This is a genomic window from Tenacibaculum sp. MAR_2009_124, assembly GCF_900105455.1.
Classification (GTDB): domain Bacteria; phylum Bacteroidota; class Bacteroidia; order Flavobacteriales; family Flavobacteriaceae; genus Polaribacter.
The window spans coordinates 1,325,278-1,343,048 of the sequence record NZ_FNSF01000001.1; the positions used below are offsets into that span (position 1 = coordinate 1,325,278).

The following is a 17,771-nucleotide window of genomic DNA, read 5'->3' on the forward strand; positions in this document are numbered from 1 at the left end:
CATCATGAAAAAAATAATCTCACTAATGGTAACTTTCGTTTTCGTTTTAGGTTTTATTGCCTGCGAAGACAATGATAATCTGGAGTTTACAGTGCAAGCTCCGCAAGATAGTGTTGCTTTTACCAACACCTTATTAAATGAATATATTATTACCCCTCAAACTTCAGGTAATATAGCAGAGCGCTTTGTTTGGAATTCAGTTGTTTTTATAGGTACTGCCACTGAAGTAACTTATGACCTACAAGTTTCAATTACTCAAGATTTCGCTTCCTTCGAATCTCTTGGAACTACCAACGATACGCATATGAGTGTAACCGTTGATAAATTATTAGCACTTGCTGAAACTGCTGGATTAGATAATGATCCAACCACTGATGATAAACCAAACATGGGGTTAGTATACTTTAGAGTAAGAGCTTTTGTCGGCAATGGAGGAACGGATGCCCCAGAAAGTATTTCAGACATTATGGTAATGAATATTACCCTTCCAGAAATCACTCAAGGTTCTGGAATAGAAATTTCTTCATGGGGAATTGTTGGTTCTGGATACAATGATTGGGGAAATGCTGGACCAGATGCTCCATTTTATACTACGAATACAGCCAATGTTTTAGTAGCTTATGTTACGTTATTAGATGGTGAAATAAAGCTTAGAGAAAATAATGAATGGACTAATAACTTAGGTGATGACGGAGCCGATGGAACGTTGGAAGTTGGAGGTGCAAATATTGTGTCTTCAGCAGGAACCTATAAAATAACCTTAGACTTGAATACTAACACTTATACCATAGAAAGTTATTCATGGGGAATTATAGGTTCAGGATTTAACGACTGGGGTAATGATGGTCCTGATGCTGAGTTTCATTATGATTACACAACCGATACCTTCAAAGTTGGAGTGAAATTATTAGACGGTGAAATAAAATTCAGACTAAACAATAATTGGACAACAAACTATGGAGGAACGGATGGTAACTTAGCTGCTGGAGGCGATAATATTGTTTCTACTGCCGGGTTTTACCAAGTAACTATCGATTTCAATAATAATACCTATACAATAGAAGCTAATGATGTTTGGGGAATTATTGGATCGGGATACAATGATTGGGGTAATAACGGCCCCGACTTCAATTTTACTCAGGTAAACCCAGGAATTTACATAGCCAACAACGTTACTTTACTAGATGGTGAAATTAAATTTAGATTAAATGAAGACTGGACCACTAATTTCGGAGACGATGGAAATGATGGTACACTAGAAGCTGAAGGCGCCAATATTCCTTCAACGGCTGGTAAATTCAGAATAACCATGGACTTGTCCGATAATAGTAATCCTACATACACTATAAGTTCGTTATAATGCCTACCAAAGTCTGTGATTATAAAACGTCACAGACTTTATTTTTTTAACAGTAAATAAAACATTCAATATTAAACCTATTCATTTGAAAAAACTACTCCTACTCTTTTTTTTAGCTTTTAGTTATATTTTAAAAGCACAAGTAGCTACATCACCCGGAACACCGACCGTTAGTGACGAAATAACTATTTCGTTAAATACTGCTGGTACCGAACTTGAAAATTACAATGGAGATATTTATGCTCATACAGGTGTTACGGTTGATGGGGCTCAATGGCAAAATACTATTGGTAGTTGGGGAGATAATAGCACACAACCTAAATTTACCAAAGTAACATCAAATTCCTACGAATTAATTATTACAACTAATGTATATAGCTATTACAGCGTTGATGACTCAAAAGTAATATCTGAACTAAACTTAGTTGCTAGATCTGCTGACGGATCTCAACAGACAAGACCAGATTACCATATTACTATTTTTTCGAATGACTTAAATATTCAAATTACAGCACCAAATGCTGATTCAGTTTTCGATTTAAATACTATTGTGTCCATTTCAGCTGAGACTACATTAAATGCAGATTTAGAATTGTTTGTTAATGATACATCAATCGAGATTAATAACAATGCCACCTCGATTAGTAAAGATTATACATTCTCTACTTCTGGACATCATATAATAAAAGCAGCAGCCATTGCTGGTAATACTCGAAAGGAAAGTATTATTAATGTATATATAAAAACACCAACTGTATCAGAAACCAGGCCTAATCAGATAAAAAATGGTGTTACTTTTAATTCAGATAATTCTGTAAATTTTGTCTTATTAGCACCTCAAAAATCTGATATTTTTTTAATTGGAGAATTTAATAATTGGGCATTGCATGAAGATTATCAAATGAAAAAAGATGGTGATTATTTCTGGATAACATTAGATGGGTTTGATCAAAATAAAGAATATGCATATCAATATTTTATTGATTATGAGAAAAAAATTGCTGACCCCTATGCCGAAAAAGTTTTAGATGAATCGAATGATCAATACATCTCGGCATCTAATTATCCTAATTTAAAAGAATTCCCTAGCAATGCCTCTGGAATTGTTTCTACATTTAACATAAATGAAACCAATTATACTTGGCAAAACACTTCTTTTACAAAACCATTAAAGGATAAATTAATTATTTATGAATTATTAGTTCGAGATTTCTCTGAGGACGACAGTTTTCAATCGGTCATTAATAAACTGGATTATTTAGAATCTTTAGGTATTAATGCTTTAGAACTAATGCCAATAAATGAGTTTGAAGGAAATGATAGCTGGGGATATAATGTATCTCACTTTTTTGCATTGGATAAAGCTTATGGGACTAAAAATAAATTTAAAGAACTCGTAGATAAATGTCATCAAAAAGGAATAGCAGTTATTGTTGATGTGGTTTTTAATCATTCTTACAGCCAATGTCCTTTATTGGAAATGTACAATTTTGATACTTCAAACGGAACCACCAGTAATAATCCTTTCTATAATGACAATCATAATTTTGAGAACGGAGCGTTACGTTTTGGATTTGATTTTGATCATGAATCTACTTATACCCAGCAATATTTTAAAGATGTTATGTCTTATTGGATCACAGAGTATAAAATAGATGGTTATAGATTCGATTTTACAAAAGGCTTTACCAATACCTTCTACCCTACTTCAGGTGATCAATGGGGAAATGACTATAATCAAAATCGCATCGATCGTTTAACGGACTATGCTAATTATGTTTGGAATGCACATGGAAATGACTTTTATGTCATTTTAGAACATTTAGCTGATAATTCAGAGGAAAAAACTCTTGCTAATGCAGGAATGATGCTTTGGGGAAAAATGACTCATAATTACAACCAAAACACTATGGGATATGACAGCGATGCTGATATATCTTGGGGATATTATAAAAGTAGAGATTTTAACTCTCCGCACTTAGTAACTTATATGGAAAGTCATGATGAGGAACGGTTGATGTATAAAAATATTCAATATGGAAATTCCAATGGAGATTACAGTGTTAAAGACTTGAATACCGCGTTAAAAAGAGAAGAATTGGCGGGTCTTTTCTTTTTTACCATTCCAGGTCCCAAAATGATATGGCAATTTGGTGAACTTGGATACGATATTAGTATTGACGAAAATGGTAGAACTGGCAGAAAACCTGTGAGATGGGATTACTATTCGAACGCAGAAAGAAAAAGCATATACAATACTTGGGCGACTTTAATTGCTTTAAGAAAAGAACATGATGTTTTTTCCACCAATGATGTCGACATGGATGTTTCTGGGCTTTCTAAACGAATAAATTTAAATCATAATTCTAATAATGTTGTTATTATCGGTAATTTCGATGTAGTTGAAAAAAGCATAAACCCTAATTTCACGAATACAGGAACTTGGTACGAGTACTTTACAAGTTCTAGCATAACTGTTAATAATGTATCGGAAGCAATTACCTTACAACCTGGAGAGTACAGGCTTTATAGTACTACTGCCTTTGAAAATCCATTATCAATTTCTCCAGATATTGATCTTCCTACTGAACTCATTGTTTTGTATCCTAATCCTAGTACTACTGAGTTTTCAATAAACCAAGAAGCCTTAAATGTTCTTATTTATGACCTATCGGGAAAACTCATAAAACAGTTTAAAGGAGATTTTAATAAGTACGCAAACTATTCAATAGAAGAGCTAAATTCAGGACTATATATTGTAGAAATAGAATCAAAAATGAAAAAAAGAGTTGTAAAGAAACTTATAAAGAGGTAATTTAACAAAATAAATCTTCAGATTAAAACCGGTGTCTGAGATTTTATGTTTTAACTAATCAGTTAATTAATTATTTATTATAACCGTATGGAGTCTCATATTTAATTAATAAGAGACTCCATTTTTTTATCGTTTTTTGTTTTAAATTTTATACTTTGTATAAAGAAAAAACATCATTTTCTTCTACAGTAATTTCAAATAAAAAAAGAGATAAATTCTTTATTCAATGAAGCTAAGTTTAACTTACTATTTAATCATCTCCGTTCTTAAACTAAAAGGAATAAAAAAGATTTTCAGCGCAGACCCTATCGATTATCATAGGCTTAGAAAAGAAGATCTTTTTATTCCAAAAAGCAACTTCTATAAAAGCAAACACGTATCGCGGTTTACTATTTTAAACTCAGAAATCACAAAAATCACTTAAAGTGAATCTAAAAAATTATTGATATTTATTCATGGAGGAGCTTTCATATCGGGGCCAGCTAAACATCATTGGGATTCCATAAAATCTATTTATGAACAAACCAATTATACAATTTGGTTATGTAATTACCCTAAAGCTCCTGAAAACAATATAAAAATTATCTCGGAAAATATAGACGCTGTATATCAAAAAGCTTTGGAGTTTTATGATTCACAAAACATTGTTTTAATTGGAGATTCGGTGGGAGGAACATTAACTACTTCACTTACCCAACGACTAATTAAACTCAAGAAACCTATTCCTTCACAAATTATATTAATTTGCCCTGTAATGGATTCTTCAATGACCAATAACGAAATAGATGAAATCGATCTTAAGGATGTTATGCTATCAAAAAAAGGGGTTTTAAGTTCAAAACTATTATGTGCTCAAGGAATAGATTTAAAAGATCCCATAATATCTCCGCTATATGGTAGCTTTAAAGGGTTTCCAAAAACCACAATTTTCATTGCCGAGTATGATATTGTTTATCCTGACCAAAAACTAGCTATTAAAAAGCTTATTAATGCCAATATCAATTTAGAGGTTATTCAAGGTAAAAGTATGCCGCATAATTGGCCTTTACTACCTATTATGAGAGAAGCAAAGCTTGCTTTGCAAAAGGTTATTAACATTTTAAATGAGCAATAACTTCACAAATTAAACTTTAGCATTCATTGAAGGATTAAACCATATAGATACTTACTTTCAATCTACAGAAAACTGGGATGATTCTCCAATTGTTGTTAATGGCGCTTCTGATCTTTTCTTAAAAGTACTTGAAGACAAAGGGAAACACTCAAGAGCTATTTTTGGAGTTCATAAATTACCAAGAAACTTTAGTGAATAATAGCTTCTAGATTTTATTTTAAATTATCTAAGATAAAATCTAGGGTTTTATTAGTGTTTTTATTTTCACTATATGAATCTGTAATAAACTTTGAATTTAAAGCAAGTCCCTTATCGATTAAGTATTGAATATCATCTGCATATTTTAAGGTTACCTTCCCTGTAAGTAAAATACTTAAATCTTTTCCTGCTTTATAATAATCATATACTTGCTTTAATCCTGTTAAGTACAAGTAATCTTTAGTTAAACCTCCTCCTCTGTGCACTCGAGTTGTAATGTGAAAAGCCTTCTCTCGATCTAAATCATAAAAATTATGAAGTAATCTAAATGTTCTAGAGAAAGAATACCCTTTCGCTAAACTATCAACTGCTATTACTCTATATGCCAATTCTTTTAAACGCTTTATGGTTAAGTTTCCCGACATGTATTCGCTAAAAACAGCCAAACCTTCTTGAGTTTCTACATTATTTGGCAATCCATGTGAAAATATTTTCAATTTATGTGACAAACCATTGATCGTGGTTACCATATGTACGCCTATTTCATGATTGGTTAAAATCGCCATTTCATTTTCTGAATAAGTATGTCTACTATTGAGCACCAAGGTTTGACTACTATTTAGTACCATAGCAATTGCTCCCATTACAGAAGATTCTTTTATATTGTACTCAAAATCATAGCGTTCATCATATTCTCTAAAAATACCTTCCGCTTCTTTAGAAGAATATTTTGGTTCAAAAACTGAATCATTGTCATCTTCTTCTTCAAAATGTAAAATGAACTTGGCATTTTCTACATCTAACTCAGTTGGAGTTCCAAAGGACTGCAAACTATTGTAATAAAATTTTTTTCCCTCTCCAATCGTTTCTATACAACGAACAATACCAGAATAATAGTAAATTATTTCCTCATATAGATTTCGAATTTTTTCATCTCTGATCAATTCTATTGGTTGTGTAAAAAACTTCTGATGGATTTTAAATTTATCAAAATCCTTTTCTGGATAATTAAAATTAGGGTCGGTTAGATACTTCGACTTGAAAAAAGAAGCCTTTTCTTCTTCAATATTAATAGGATTTATATAACTTAAAAGCTCTATTTTTTTTACTAATTTATCAATCTTTCTATCAATTTTAAAAAGTATATCTTTTTCAACTTTTATACAATTCTGCATACAACTACTCTTAATTATATTATTTTTTGTGCTTTTTGTAAAAGCTCTCAGCGTGTTCTGGTAAAACCAATTTTAAATATTCTTCAACGGACGAAACTACTTCAGGATATAAGATTTGTTCCAATTCATTACAATAAACCTTTGCTATTTCGGTAGCTAAAACCAATGTATTTTTAAAATTAGTAGTAATATACTTTAGAAAATATCCATTTCCTTGGAATGTATCGTTTACTTTTGAAGAGCTCTCAATTTCATTTGGAAACGGTGTTTTCCCAAGAATTTTTCGCCAAGATTCGATATCATCAGAAAATCTATAGTTATCAACATTTATTGTCCCTAGATTCCATGTTGGGACTTTTCTATCCCAACGTTGCCAATTGTAAGAATGCATATCATAAACTATACAAGTAGAAAATTTCTCTTCTAGTTTCCCTATCAAGGCGTGAACTACTTTATAGAAATTAGCATGTTTTTCTAGACTCTTCTTCCGCTGATCATAACTTAAAGATGATTTCCATAACCTTACTTTCCAAGCATCCTTATAAATCGCTGTTTGAGGAGGTCTATTTAAGTCATATTCAAAACGAGAATCCATTCCCGCTATTACAATTGGGTGCGATTGAATCATTTGTTTAGTAGCGGGATCTTCTTCATACCAACGTTCATATTCAGTATGTAAACAATTATCCCATAACTCTTTTCTAAATTGATGACCATCATGCACAGCGGCACAAACATATGGTAAATAAGAGTCAATTTTTAAAGTAAAAGAATAGTCCTCGCTCACCGCTTCAAAAAGTTCTTGCTTTTCAATTTTCAGAATGATATCATGAATACTTAATTTTTCCATTCAAATCAAAATTAGTGTAACAGCATACTAACTTAATATTTTAACTAAATAGTTAAACACTTTTTTCTCAGAATTATCAACAGTACCATCTGCAAATATTACATTTTTAATGTCATTGAGTAATTCCTTTTTCTCTCCATGATTATACTTATTCTGATCTAAATAATCTTTAATTTTATTGAGTTTTACTTTCTCATCAATATCCATCACAATCTCCGTGTGTATTTTGTTGTATAAATCCTCATCTATTTTAGATATAATATAATCACTTTCTTCTTCTGTTTCAATATAATTGCAATGTGCAACATATAGTAACACGTAAGTTGTAAACTCTTCTTTAGTCCAAATATTAATCATTTATTTCTTTTCAATTGGTAAATTAGGTGTGCTTGCCCATTCAGTCCATGAACCATCATACACACTCACATTAGTAATTCCAACAATATTCGCTCCTAATGCTAAAATACAAGCCGTTATGCCAGATCCACAAGTAAATACTAATGGTTTTTCTTTTTTTAATTTACTTCTAAAAATATCTTCGAGTTCTTCTTCGGTCTTCATTTTACCTTCTACTAATAATTGGGTGTAAGGTAAACTCAACGAGGTAGGAATATGACCTCCTTTTAAATCTATTCGAGGTTCTGGTTGTGTTGCATTAAACCTGCCTGCCGATCGAGCATCGAGAATATAATTTTTCTTATGCGCTATACTATCCAGAACATCATTCGTAAAACGAATATTGTTAGCTTGATAGTCCGATTTAAAATCCCCTATTACTCTTGAATGGCTAACCTCATTTTCAACTGGAAAACCATCTATTTGCCAAGCAGGAAATCCCCCATCCAATACAGCTACATTATCGAATCCAAATGTTTTGAAAAGCCACCAAACTCTAGCAGCTGAATAAATTCCTAAATTGTCGTATACTACAATACAACTATCTTGATTGATTCCTATTTTTCTTGCTTCTTCTTGAAATTGTTGTGCAGAAGGTATTGTACTTGGAAACTCAGAGCTTGTATCTGAGAAATTCTTCTTGATATCAAAAAAGATAGCATTGGGAATCTGTTTTTCTTCAATATTACTTTCAATATTTCCTCCTACTTTTTTAATTGTACCATTTAATACTACTAGATTTTCAGCGTATAAATGATGATTTAACCAAGACGTTACAACTAACGGAGACTTCACTTTAAGCTTCATTTACCCTTCTTTTTAAATCAGTCATTCTTTTGAAAGCTGCATTTTTTTCCAAAATTTTACTTTCTAAAAAGTCAATCACCTTCTCTTGTAATTTTACCTTCGAAACTTTGTTAATATATGTAATACCACCAGGACTCATAACATTTACTTCTACTAATTTCCCTCCAATTACATCAATTCCTACAAAATATAACCCATCTTTTACGAGTTTAGGACCTATTTTATTACAAAGTATTTTTTCGGCTGGAGTTAATTTATGTTTTTCAACTCTTCCACCGGCAGTGATATTCGATCTATGGTCTTTGTCTCCAGGAATTCTTTTCATTGCACCAATCGGAACACCATTTAACAATAATATTCTAACATCTCCTTTATCGGCACCTTCAATATATTCTTGTAAAATTACATAATCAGATGCTCCATCACTTTTACTAATATAAAAATCAAGTAAAGAATTGATATTACTCATAGCCGTTTTCTCTATCAAAATTACCCCTGACCCACCATAACCATTCAATGGCTTTAGTATCATTTTTTCGGACTCAGATTCTTCAATAGTTTTTATCAAATAATTCTTATTCTTGGAAACATGAGTAACGGGAATAATTTCATTATTAGGGTCTTCAAATACCGCCGTATATAATTTATTATTTGCTTCTCGCATCCCTTCAACCGAGTTAATTACAAAAACATCATCTTTAACAGAATCAAGAAAGTTTAACATTAAAGGATCCAATGGTGGATTTCCTCTCATGAATATTGCATCAAACCCCGCTAAGGGAAGCATTTCCTCCCTTAAAGTAGCTTTTTTATAATACGACTTAACACTCGTTGGAACCTTATCCATTCTTTCCAAAATAGAACAAAATGCATTTGTTACACTATTTCTAATTGTCAAATTAGAAGGTGAGCATAAAGCAACTCCATGTCCTCTTTTCGCACATTCATGTATTAATGTTAGCGAAGAATCTTTCTCAGGGTTAATCTCATCCCATGGATACATCAAAAAACAAATATTCATTTAAAATCTAATAAGTATGTTAATAATTTTATGTCCTAATTAATATCGAATTTCACTATTATTTAACTTCATCGTAATGATCATCCCAATTTTTAGGTTTGGGAGTTCCTAATTTTCCAACCGATTTCGCTACTAACGATGCAACAGTAGCATCTCCAGTTACATTAATAACTGTTCTACACATATCTAATGGGCGATCTACAGCAAAAATTAGTGCTAATCCGATAGCTAATTTATCCGCTGGAAATCCTACAGCTTCCAATACAATAACCAACATAACCATTCCTGCACCAGGCACAGCAGCGGAGCCAATAGACGCCAATAATGCCGTTAAAATTATAGTCAATTGATCTCCAAAAGTTAAATCGAAACTTAAAGCCTGAGCTATAAAAACAGCCGCAACCGCTTGGTAAAGACTGGTTCCGTCCATATTAATTGTAGCACCTACAGGTAACACAAAACTCGATACTTCTTTATCAACCCCCACATGCTCTTCTACTCTTTCCATGGTAACTGGCAAAGTTGCAGCACTAGAACTTGTTGAAAATGCTAATAATTGTGCTGGGCTAATTTGTTTAAGAAACCATAATGGGTTCTTTTTTACAACCAATCCGACTAAAATCATATAAAAAACAACCATTAATAATAAACCACCAACTACAGTAAAGGCGTATTTTAATAAAGCAAGTAACAAATCGGGATCGTTAGATGATACCACAACATTTGCCAATAAAGCAAATACAGCATATGGTGCGAAAAGCATTATAAGGTCTACCATTTTTAAAATAACTTCATTCAAAGAATCGAAAAATTTCTTTAATGGGTCAGATTTTTTTTCACCAATCAATAGCATTGATATACCTAGAAAAATGGTAAAAAATATTACTTGTAACATTGATTTATTGCTTCCCATTGCTTTTATAGCATTATCAGGCACCATGTCCACCATAAATTGTAATGGTCCACTTGATTTTTGCTTGGTAGCCTCTGCTATTTTGGCTTGAACACTACCACTATTCGCATATGTTTCTGTTAATTTATTAATGGTTTCTTCAGAAATACCATCACCAGGTTTCACAATATTTACCAATAGGAGTCCTAAGGTTATAGCAATTACCGTTGTTCCAACATAAATACCGATTGTTCTAAATCCTATATTCTTAAATTTAGAAATATCTTTTAAGTCCGATATTCCTTTTATAAGTGATGCTATAATTAAAGGAACCGCTATTAACTTTAAAAGTTTTACAAAAATTGTACCTAATGGTTTTATCCAGTTTCCTACAAATGTGCTCCCGCCTTCTACAGAAGTCATTGTTAAACCGAACAAAATACCAACAAGCATTCCTATTAAAATTTGCCAATGAAGTGCTAATTTTTTCATATAATTAGTTTGTTATTTTCAGAATGATAAAAGTATAAATAATAATTTAAAAAAAGTGTGACCTAAAATTTGTAACTTGTGTCTCATATAATGTATATGTAATTTACTAACCTCTAATAATTAAATCAAAAACATGGCAGGAATTTTAGACTTATTGAACAGCGACCTAGGAAAAACAATTATATCAGGAGTAGCTGGATCGACTGGACAAGACTCAAATAAAACAGGAAATGTGCTTACTATGGCATTGCCCGTTCTAATGAAAGCAATGCAAAGAAATGCTTCAACACCAGAAGGTGCGGAAGGTTTAATGGGTGCTTTATCTAACAAACATGATGGAAGTATTTTAGATAATCTAGGAGATTTATTTAAAGGTGGAGTGAATACAGATGTTATTCAAGATGGAAGTAAAATTTTAGGACACGTTCTTGGAAACAAACAACAAGGCGTTGAGCAAGTTATTAGTCAAAAATCTGGTGTTGATGCTGGTTCTGTGGCTAACATATTAAAAACAGCAGCTCCTCTTTTAATGGGAGTTTTAGGTAAACAATCTAGAGATAATGGCGTTAATAGTTCAGGAGACTTAGGTGGTTTACTTGGTGGTTTACTTGGTGGTAACTCAACTCAAAAGGAACAAAGTTTTTTAGAGCAAATTTTAGATGCTGATGGAGACGGAAGTGTTATTGATGACGTCGCTGGAATGGTTTTAGGCGGAGGAAATCAAAAATCTTCAGGAGGAGGTCTTTTAGGAGGTCTTTTAGGAGGTTTATTTGGAAAGAAGTAACCAACTCTATAAAATATATAAAACCTGCTGAATCAGCAGGTTTTATTATTTATTATTAAAATTATTTATTTACCAAAACCTCCACCTCCTGAATCACAAGGATAAATTACCTTAGAAACTTTCTTGGTACAGTTTCCTTCTTTAATAGTTGCTGTTAATGTAAACGGATGAAGACTTGCGGCCGCAACATGAACTTGAACTGCTCCACTATCTAAAAGAACCGTACCATAATTAACTGACCAAGTTACATTATTACTAGGTCCAGAATAATTAGCCAAGTTATACCTTCCATATGGATGAGATGCTGGATAACATGCGGGTATAGTTTCCTGTATATAAGCTGAAGGATAAATACTGCAAGGATCATATGTACAATTTTGATAAGGGAGATAAAGAATATCATCACATTGCACATTACTATTTGGAGCATTTGACGTGATATCTACTCTTAAATTACCTCCCGTGAAATTCGAACCGTACTTTATTGTCACCGTTTGCCCAGAAGAAGCTCCAATGATACTCATTTGAGCAGAGGAAACACTCCAAGAAAACATTGCATTCGGTAAGTCTGTAGAAACCCTAAATGTTTCAATACTATTTCTACAATTCTTAACGTTTGTTGTAGAATAAACATTACAACTTGTTTGAATTCCTCTTGTTGTAGTTTCTATCACCTCCTTGTCTATGCCCTTCTCATAAGAATCTGGTGCGTTAATATTCGACTCTTCCGAACAAGAGGCAAATGAAATGATTAAGCATAATAATGTAAGTTTGATTAAGTTTTTCATAATAATTAGAATTATTGATTAAACATTATGTCTATTTGGTTAAATTATTAAAGAAAACTTAAAAACGTTAAATTTATTTTATATCATTATACATTATTTACTAAATTCATTTGAGTTAGAATAAGGCAAAAAAAAAACACCCAGATTTTAATTCTAGATGATTTTTATATGTGGATATCTTTATATTTTTTATAACATTCCTCCGTCAACAGATAAGGTTTGTCCGGTAATATAAGAACTCATATCTGACGCTAAAAACACACAAGCATTTGCAATATCTTTAGGTTGTCCTAATTTCTTCAATGGAATAGAAGCACTATACTCTTCAATTACTTTTTCATCTAATTTAGCCGTCATTTCTGTAGCGATAAAACCAGGAGCAATTACGTTACTTCTAATATTTCTAGACCCTAATTCTAAAGCAACTGATTTAGAAAAACCGATAATACCAGCTTTAGAGGCTGCATAATTCGCTTGCCCAGCATTTCCTTTTAATCCAATTACAGAACTCATATTAATAATAGACCCTGCACGTTGTTTCATCATTGGACGAATGACTGCTTTAGTTAAATTGAAAACAGATTTCAAGTTTACTTCTATTACTTTATCAAAATCTGATTCTGAAATACGCATTAAAAGGTTATCCTTTGTAATACCTGCATTATTTATCAAAACATCAATAGTTCCAAACTCTTCTAATACACTTTTTGCCAAATCTTGAGCCGCTTCAAATTCAGCCGCGTTTGATTGATACCCCTTTGCTTTAACTCCTAAATCTGTTAATTCCTTTTCCAAAGCATTCGCTGCATCTACAGATGAATTATAGGTAAATGCCACATTACATCCTTGCTCTGCAAACTCAATTGCGATTCCTCTTCCAATTCCTCTAGTAGCTCCAGTTATTATGGCTGTTTTATTTTCTAAAAGTTTCATGTAATTAGTTGTTTTTTAACAAAGGGCAAATATAAGATAATAGCTAGTACTTCAAAAGATCTTGCTAAGATTTAAAAAATAAAAAACTCATGAAAGTTGTATTTCATGAGTTTTATAATTGGTAAAGAAATTTAGCGATAAACTATTGCTTTACTTCTTTTTTATCAACATAATTAAATAAATAATCAACATCTAATTCTGTAATTTTACCTAATTTCTTAAGTGAATTAACATCTAGATCTTTTTTATTACCTATTACCATTACATTATAAGATTCTCCTTTAATATTTTGATCAAAGAATCCTTTTAAATCTTTAATGGTCATGTTTTTAATGGTATTGTACATTTCCTCGCGGTTATCATTATCAATACCTAATTTTTTTAATCGTTCATACGACCAAAAAATACTAGACTTCGTAATTCTTTGAGCAGCAATTTTTTTAAGAGTAGCTTCCTTCGCCGCTTTAAATTGCTTTTCTGCCTCTGGCATATTATTCATTAAATCCATCATAGCATCAACCGCTTGTGATAGTTTGTTCGCTTGAGTTCCCACATACGCCAATACATAATTAGGATCATCTTTCTTATTAGCGTCATCATAGGCAGCAAATGCAGAATAAGCTAATGATTTACTTTCTCTTATTTCTTGAAAAACGATAGATGACAATCCACTTCCAAAATACGTATTGAATAAACGAGAAGCTGCCAAATTTTTAGGATCAAATGGCTTTCCCTTCGCTAAGAATAGTAACTCCGTTTGAACCATATCGTAATTTGTAAAAAATACATTACCTCCTGTTTCTGTATGCTCATAATTTTTAGCCTCAGGATACTCTTTTAATTCACCATAAATTTTATGATGTGTGTTTAGAGCTGCAATGGCTTTATTAACTTCCTTTCCATAATAAAATACACGTTGCTTATAATTTTTCATGTCTTTTACTAAGTTCACTAAGTCTTCCGGATTTATACCTTTTAATTCATCAATTTGCATAATGTCTCTTAAACGAGAATTTTCACCATACATACCATAATTCATTAATCCACCCCAAAGAATGTTTCCTTTTTGTGTTTTACCATCCTGACGTCCTTTATAAATTTTTTCAACGTACTTATCATAAGCTTCTTGGTCAGCCTTTGCGTTATCCCATAAATGCTCTAATAACTCTAATCCTTTAGGTAAATTCTCTTTTAATCCTCTTAATCCAACATACGTTTTATCATTTTGAGCACTCACATAATAGTCTACACCAAGCTTATAGAACTCCTTCTTAATATCTTCGGCAGAGTATTTATCTGTTCCTAAGTACTCTAAATATCCAGCAGCCAAACTTAACTTCTTATCGTTATCGCTTCCCATATCAAAAATGATATTCAAGTCGAACAAATCATTCTTTTCATTTAGAACGTAAGAAACTTCTATGTCGTTAGATGTTTTACTAGTTTTAATAGCTGTTTTATAGTCAATAAATTTTGGTTGTAATAATGAAGACTCTTTTTTATTAAAAGACTTTAAGAAATCAGAACTTTTTCCTCTATTTAAATTTACAGGAGTTATTCCAGGGTTCTCTACCTTTACAATACTTTTATCTTCTCCTTTTCTTTTGTAGGTAAGAACGTAATTATTTTTGTAGAAATTATTAGCAAATTCCACTAATTCTTTCTTGCTGATTTTCTTTAAATCTTCTAAAAATTTAACTTTACTTTCCCAATTTTCATGGTGTATAAAAGCGTTATAATAAGCACCTGCTAATGCTGTATTATTTTCATATTCGCGAGTTTGGCTTAACTTTAAGTCGTTAATAACGGCATCTATCATCCATTCATCAAACTCTCCCTTTTTAAGCTTTTCAATTTGCTCTAGTAATAATTCCTTTACTTCATCTAACGTTTGGCCTGATTTAGGGCTTCCACTAAATGAATGATATCCATAATCATTTAAAAATGTTGGAGAGCAAGAGGCTCTTTGAATTAATTGTTTTTGATTTAAGTTTAAATCTATCAATCCAGCATTACCATTTGACATGATCATGTCACATAAAGTAACAAATTTCTCTTCTTCTGTATTTACTCCGTTCGAGCGAAAAGCTATAGATACACTTTCAGCTGTAGGCCCAAAAACTTCTGAAATAATCGGTTGGTTAATTGGCTCTTCTTTAGGTAAAGTTGGATGGCTTAATTCTTTCTTTTCCATTTTACCAAAAGTTTCGTTTACTTTTTTAATAGTCGCATCAAAATCTAAATCACCAACTAATACTACCGCCATATTATTTGGCACATAATATTTATCAAAATAATTATGAATATCCACTAATGATGGGTTCTTTAGGTGTTCAGAAGTCCCAATAGTTCTTTGCTGACCATATGGATGATTTGGGAATAGACCTTCTAATTTTCTGTAGTGGCGTTTCCTGAAATCACTGTCTTGCGTTCTATTAAACTCTTCAAAAACCGCTTCCAATTCTGTATGAAATAATCGTAATACTAAAGTTCCGAAACGCTCAGCTTCTAAGTCTAACCACTTGTTTAACTCATTCGCTGGGATTTTGTTTTTATATACTGTTTCCTCAAACCATGTATGCGCATTTGTACCAGTAGCTCCTAATGAAGCTGTCATTTTATCATATTCATTGGCTACAGAAAAGTTTGAAGCTTCTAATGAAACCTTATCGATTTCCTTATAAATATCCTTCTTTTTTTCAGGATCCTCCTCTGTTCTGTGTTGCTCATACAAATCAGATATCTTTTTTAGGTATTCCTTTTCTTTTTCCCAATCTAAGGTTCCAATTTTATGAGTTCCTTTGAACACCATATGTTCTAAATAATGAGCTAATCCCGTTGAGTTTTTAGGATCATAATTAGAACCAGCTCTCACAGCAATGTAAGTTTGAATTTTAGGTTCATCAGTATTTTTACTTAAATATACTTTTAATCCATTTTCCAAAGTATATAAACGTAATCCTGTTGGGTCATTTGAAACAGTTTCATAGGCTAAACCGCTTGCATCAGTTTTTTTCTCTGTTTTAATAATATTAGTTGAAGTACCTGATTGCTTACAAGAAGCAATTACAACAACTAACAAACATAAAAACAGAACTTTAATGTTTTTCATAAGTAATATAGTATTTGATTAAAATAAAAAATCCGTCGAATTTAATCATTCAACGGATTTTTAAGAGTTAAATTATGTTAATTTAACGTATTTTATAAAATAGTTAATGGCTTAAGCTAATACTTTAGCTACCATTTCTCCAATTTTTGCAGGAGATTCAACAACGTGAACACCATTTTCAGCTAATATCTTCATTTTTGCTTGTGCAGTATCATCGGCCCCACCAACAATCGCTCCAGCATGCCCCATTGTTCTACCAGCAGGTGCTGTTTGTCCAGCGATAAAACCAACAACGGGCTTACGATTACCGTCAGCTTTAATCCAGCTAGCAGCTTCAGCTTCTAGGTTACCACCAATTTCACCAATCATTACAATGGCAGCCGTTTCGTCGTCATTCATTAATAACTCTACTGCTTCTTTTGTAGTAGTTCCAATAATTGGATCTCCACCAATACCAATTGCAGTAGTAATACCAAATCCTTGCTTCACTACTTGGTCAGCAGCTTCGTAAGTTAAAGTACCTGATTTAGAAACTATACCAACTTTTCCTTTTTTGAAAATGAATCCTGGCATAATTCCAACCTTCGCTTCTTCTGGAGTAATAACTCCTGGGCAGTTAGGTCCAACTAAAGTACAGTCTTCTTTTGCGTCGATATATGCTTTTACTTTTACCATATCAGCTGTAGGAATTCCTTCAGTAATACAAATAATTACTTTAATTCCAGCTTCAGCTGACTCCATGATAGCATCAGCAGCAAATGCAGGTGGTACAAAAATAATAGATGTATCAGCTCCTACTTTTTGAACAGCGTCATCAACTGTATTGAAAACAGGTTTTCCTAAATGCTCTTGTCCTCCTTTTCCTGGAGTTACTCCTCCAACTACGTTAGTTCCGTAGTCTATCATTTGACCAGCATGGAAAGTTCCTTCACTACCAGTGAAGCCTTGCACTATAATTTTTGAATCTTTATTTACTAAAACACTCATTGGTTTGTTTTTTAAATTTTTAAAAAGTCAGACAAAAATAATCTTTT

14 protein-coding genes are annotated in these 17,771 nt (G+C 32.1%); 4 read left to right on the forward strand and 10 right to left on the reverse strand.

Annotated elements, in window-relative coordinates:
* The first annotated feature begins 4 nt into the window (after positions 1-4).
* From BLW23_RS04900 to BLW23_RS04910, 3 genes are all read left to right on the forward strand, one after another.
* A complete protein-coding gene (locus BLW23_RS04900; protein WP_093668101.1) occupies positions 5-1,360 on the forward strand; it encodes a SusE domain-containing protein in 1,356 nt (451 codons plus the stop codon).
* An 85-nt stretch (positions 1,361-1,445) separates the two neighbouring features.
* On the forward strand, positions 1,446-4,175 hold the full coding sequence (locus BLW23_RS04905; protein WP_093668102.1) for an alpha-amylase family glycosyl hydrolase: 2,730 nt from the start codon (positions 1,446-1,448) through the stop codon (positions 4,173-4,175).
* Positions 4,176-4,617: 442 nt separating this feature from the next.
* Positions 4,618-5,289 carry an alpha/beta hydrolase fold domain-containing protein gene (locus BLW23_RS04910; RefSeq protein ID WP_255362736.1) on the forward strand — a complete coding sequence of 224 codons (672 nt, stop codon included), beginning with the start codon at positions 4,618-4,620 and terminating at the stop codon, positions 5,287-5,289.
* 212 nt (positions 5,290-5,501) lie between these two features.
* On the opposite strand, the gene BLW23_RS04915 is transcribed toward BLW23_RS04910, so the two are convergent.
* The 6 genes from BLW23_RS04915 to BLW23_RS04940 are packed head-to-tail and all read right to left on the reverse strand — an operon-like array spanning position 5,502 to position 11,120.
* Positions 5,502-6,662 (reverse strand): flavohemoglobin expression-modulating QEGLA motif protein, encoded by a 1,161-nt coding sequence (locus BLW23_RS04915; protein WP_093668103.1) that lies wholly within the window; start codon positions 6,660-6,662, stop codon positions 5,502-5,504.
* Between the two features lie 19 nt (positions 6,663-6,681).
* Positions 6,682-7,512, reverse strand: a complete 831-nt coding sequence (locus BLW23_RS04920; protein ID WP_093668104.1) for an N-formylglutamate amidohydrolase — start codon at positions 7,510-7,512, stop codon at positions 6,682-6,684.
* A 27-nt stretch (positions 7,513-7,539) separates the two neighbouring features.
* Positions 7,540-7,869 carry a hypothetical protein gene (locus tag BLW23_RS04925; RefSeq protein ID WP_093668105.1) on the reverse strand — a complete coding sequence of 110 codons (330 nt, stop codon included), beginning with the start codon at positions 7,867-7,869 and terminating at the stop codon, positions 7,540-7,542.
* Entirely contained in the window at positions 7,870-8,715 is an 846-nt protein-coding gene (locus BLW23_RS04930) for a sulfurtransferase (protein WP_093668106.1), read from the reverse strand. It lies immediately after the preceding gene.
* A complete protein-coding gene (gene gshB / locus BLW23_RS04935) occupies positions 8,705-9,736 on the reverse strand; it encodes a glutathione synthase (protein WP_093668107.1) in 1,032 nt (343 codons plus the stop codon). The genes BLW23_RS04930 and gshB overlap by 11 nt, the downstream gene beginning before the upstream one ends.
* 58 nt (positions 9,737-9,794) lie before the next feature.
* Positions 9,795-11,120, reverse strand: coding sequence for a dicarboxylate/amino acid:cation symporter (locus BLW23_RS04940; protein ID WP_093668108.1), 1,326 nt, complete (start codon positions 11,118-11,120; stop codon positions 9,795-9,797).
* 133 nt (positions 11,121-11,253) lie between these two features.
* On the opposite strand from BLW23_RS04940, the gene BLW23_RS04945 reads away from it, so the two are divergent.
* Positions 11,254-11,904 (forward strand): DUF937 domain-containing protein, encoded by a 651-nt coding sequence (locus BLW23_RS04945; RefSeq protein ID WP_093668109.1) that lies wholly within the window; start codon positions 11,254-11,256, stop codon positions 11,902-11,904.
* 65 nt (positions 11,905-11,969) lie between these two features.
* Here BLW23_RS04945 and BLW23_RS04950 read toward each other — a convergent pair whose 3' ends face one another.
* The 4 genes from BLW23_RS04950 to sucD all read right to left on the reverse strand — a co-directional run bounded on the left by BLW23_RS04950 (position 11,970) and on the right by sucD (position 17,724).
* Positions 11,970-12,692, reverse strand: coding sequence for a hypothetical protein (locus BLW23_RS04950; protein WP_093668110.1), 723 nt, complete (start codon positions 12,690-12,692; stop codon positions 11,970-11,972).
* Positions 12,693-12,881: 189 nt separating this feature from the next.
* Entirely contained in the window at positions 12,882-13,625 is a 744-nt protein-coding gene (fabG, locus tag BLW23_RS04955) for a 3-oxoacyl-[acyl-carrier-protein] reductase (protein WP_093668111.1), read from the reverse strand.
* Positions 13,626-13,767: 142 nt separating this feature from the next.
* On the reverse strand, positions 13,768-16,737 hold the full coding sequence (locus BLW23_RS04960; RefSeq protein ID WP_093668112.1) for a M16 family metallopeptidase: 2,970 nt from the start codon (positions 16,735-16,737) through the stop codon (positions 13,768-13,770).
* Between the two features lie 111 nt (positions 16,738-16,848).
* Positions 16,849-17,724 carry a succinate--CoA ligase subunit alpha gene (sucD, locus tag BLW23_RS04965; protein WP_093668113.1) on the reverse strand — a complete coding sequence of 292 codons (876 nt, stop codon included), beginning with the start codon at positions 17,722-17,724 and terminating at the stop codon, positions 16,849-16,851.
* Between the last annotated feature and the right edge of the window lie 47 nt (positions 17,725-17,771).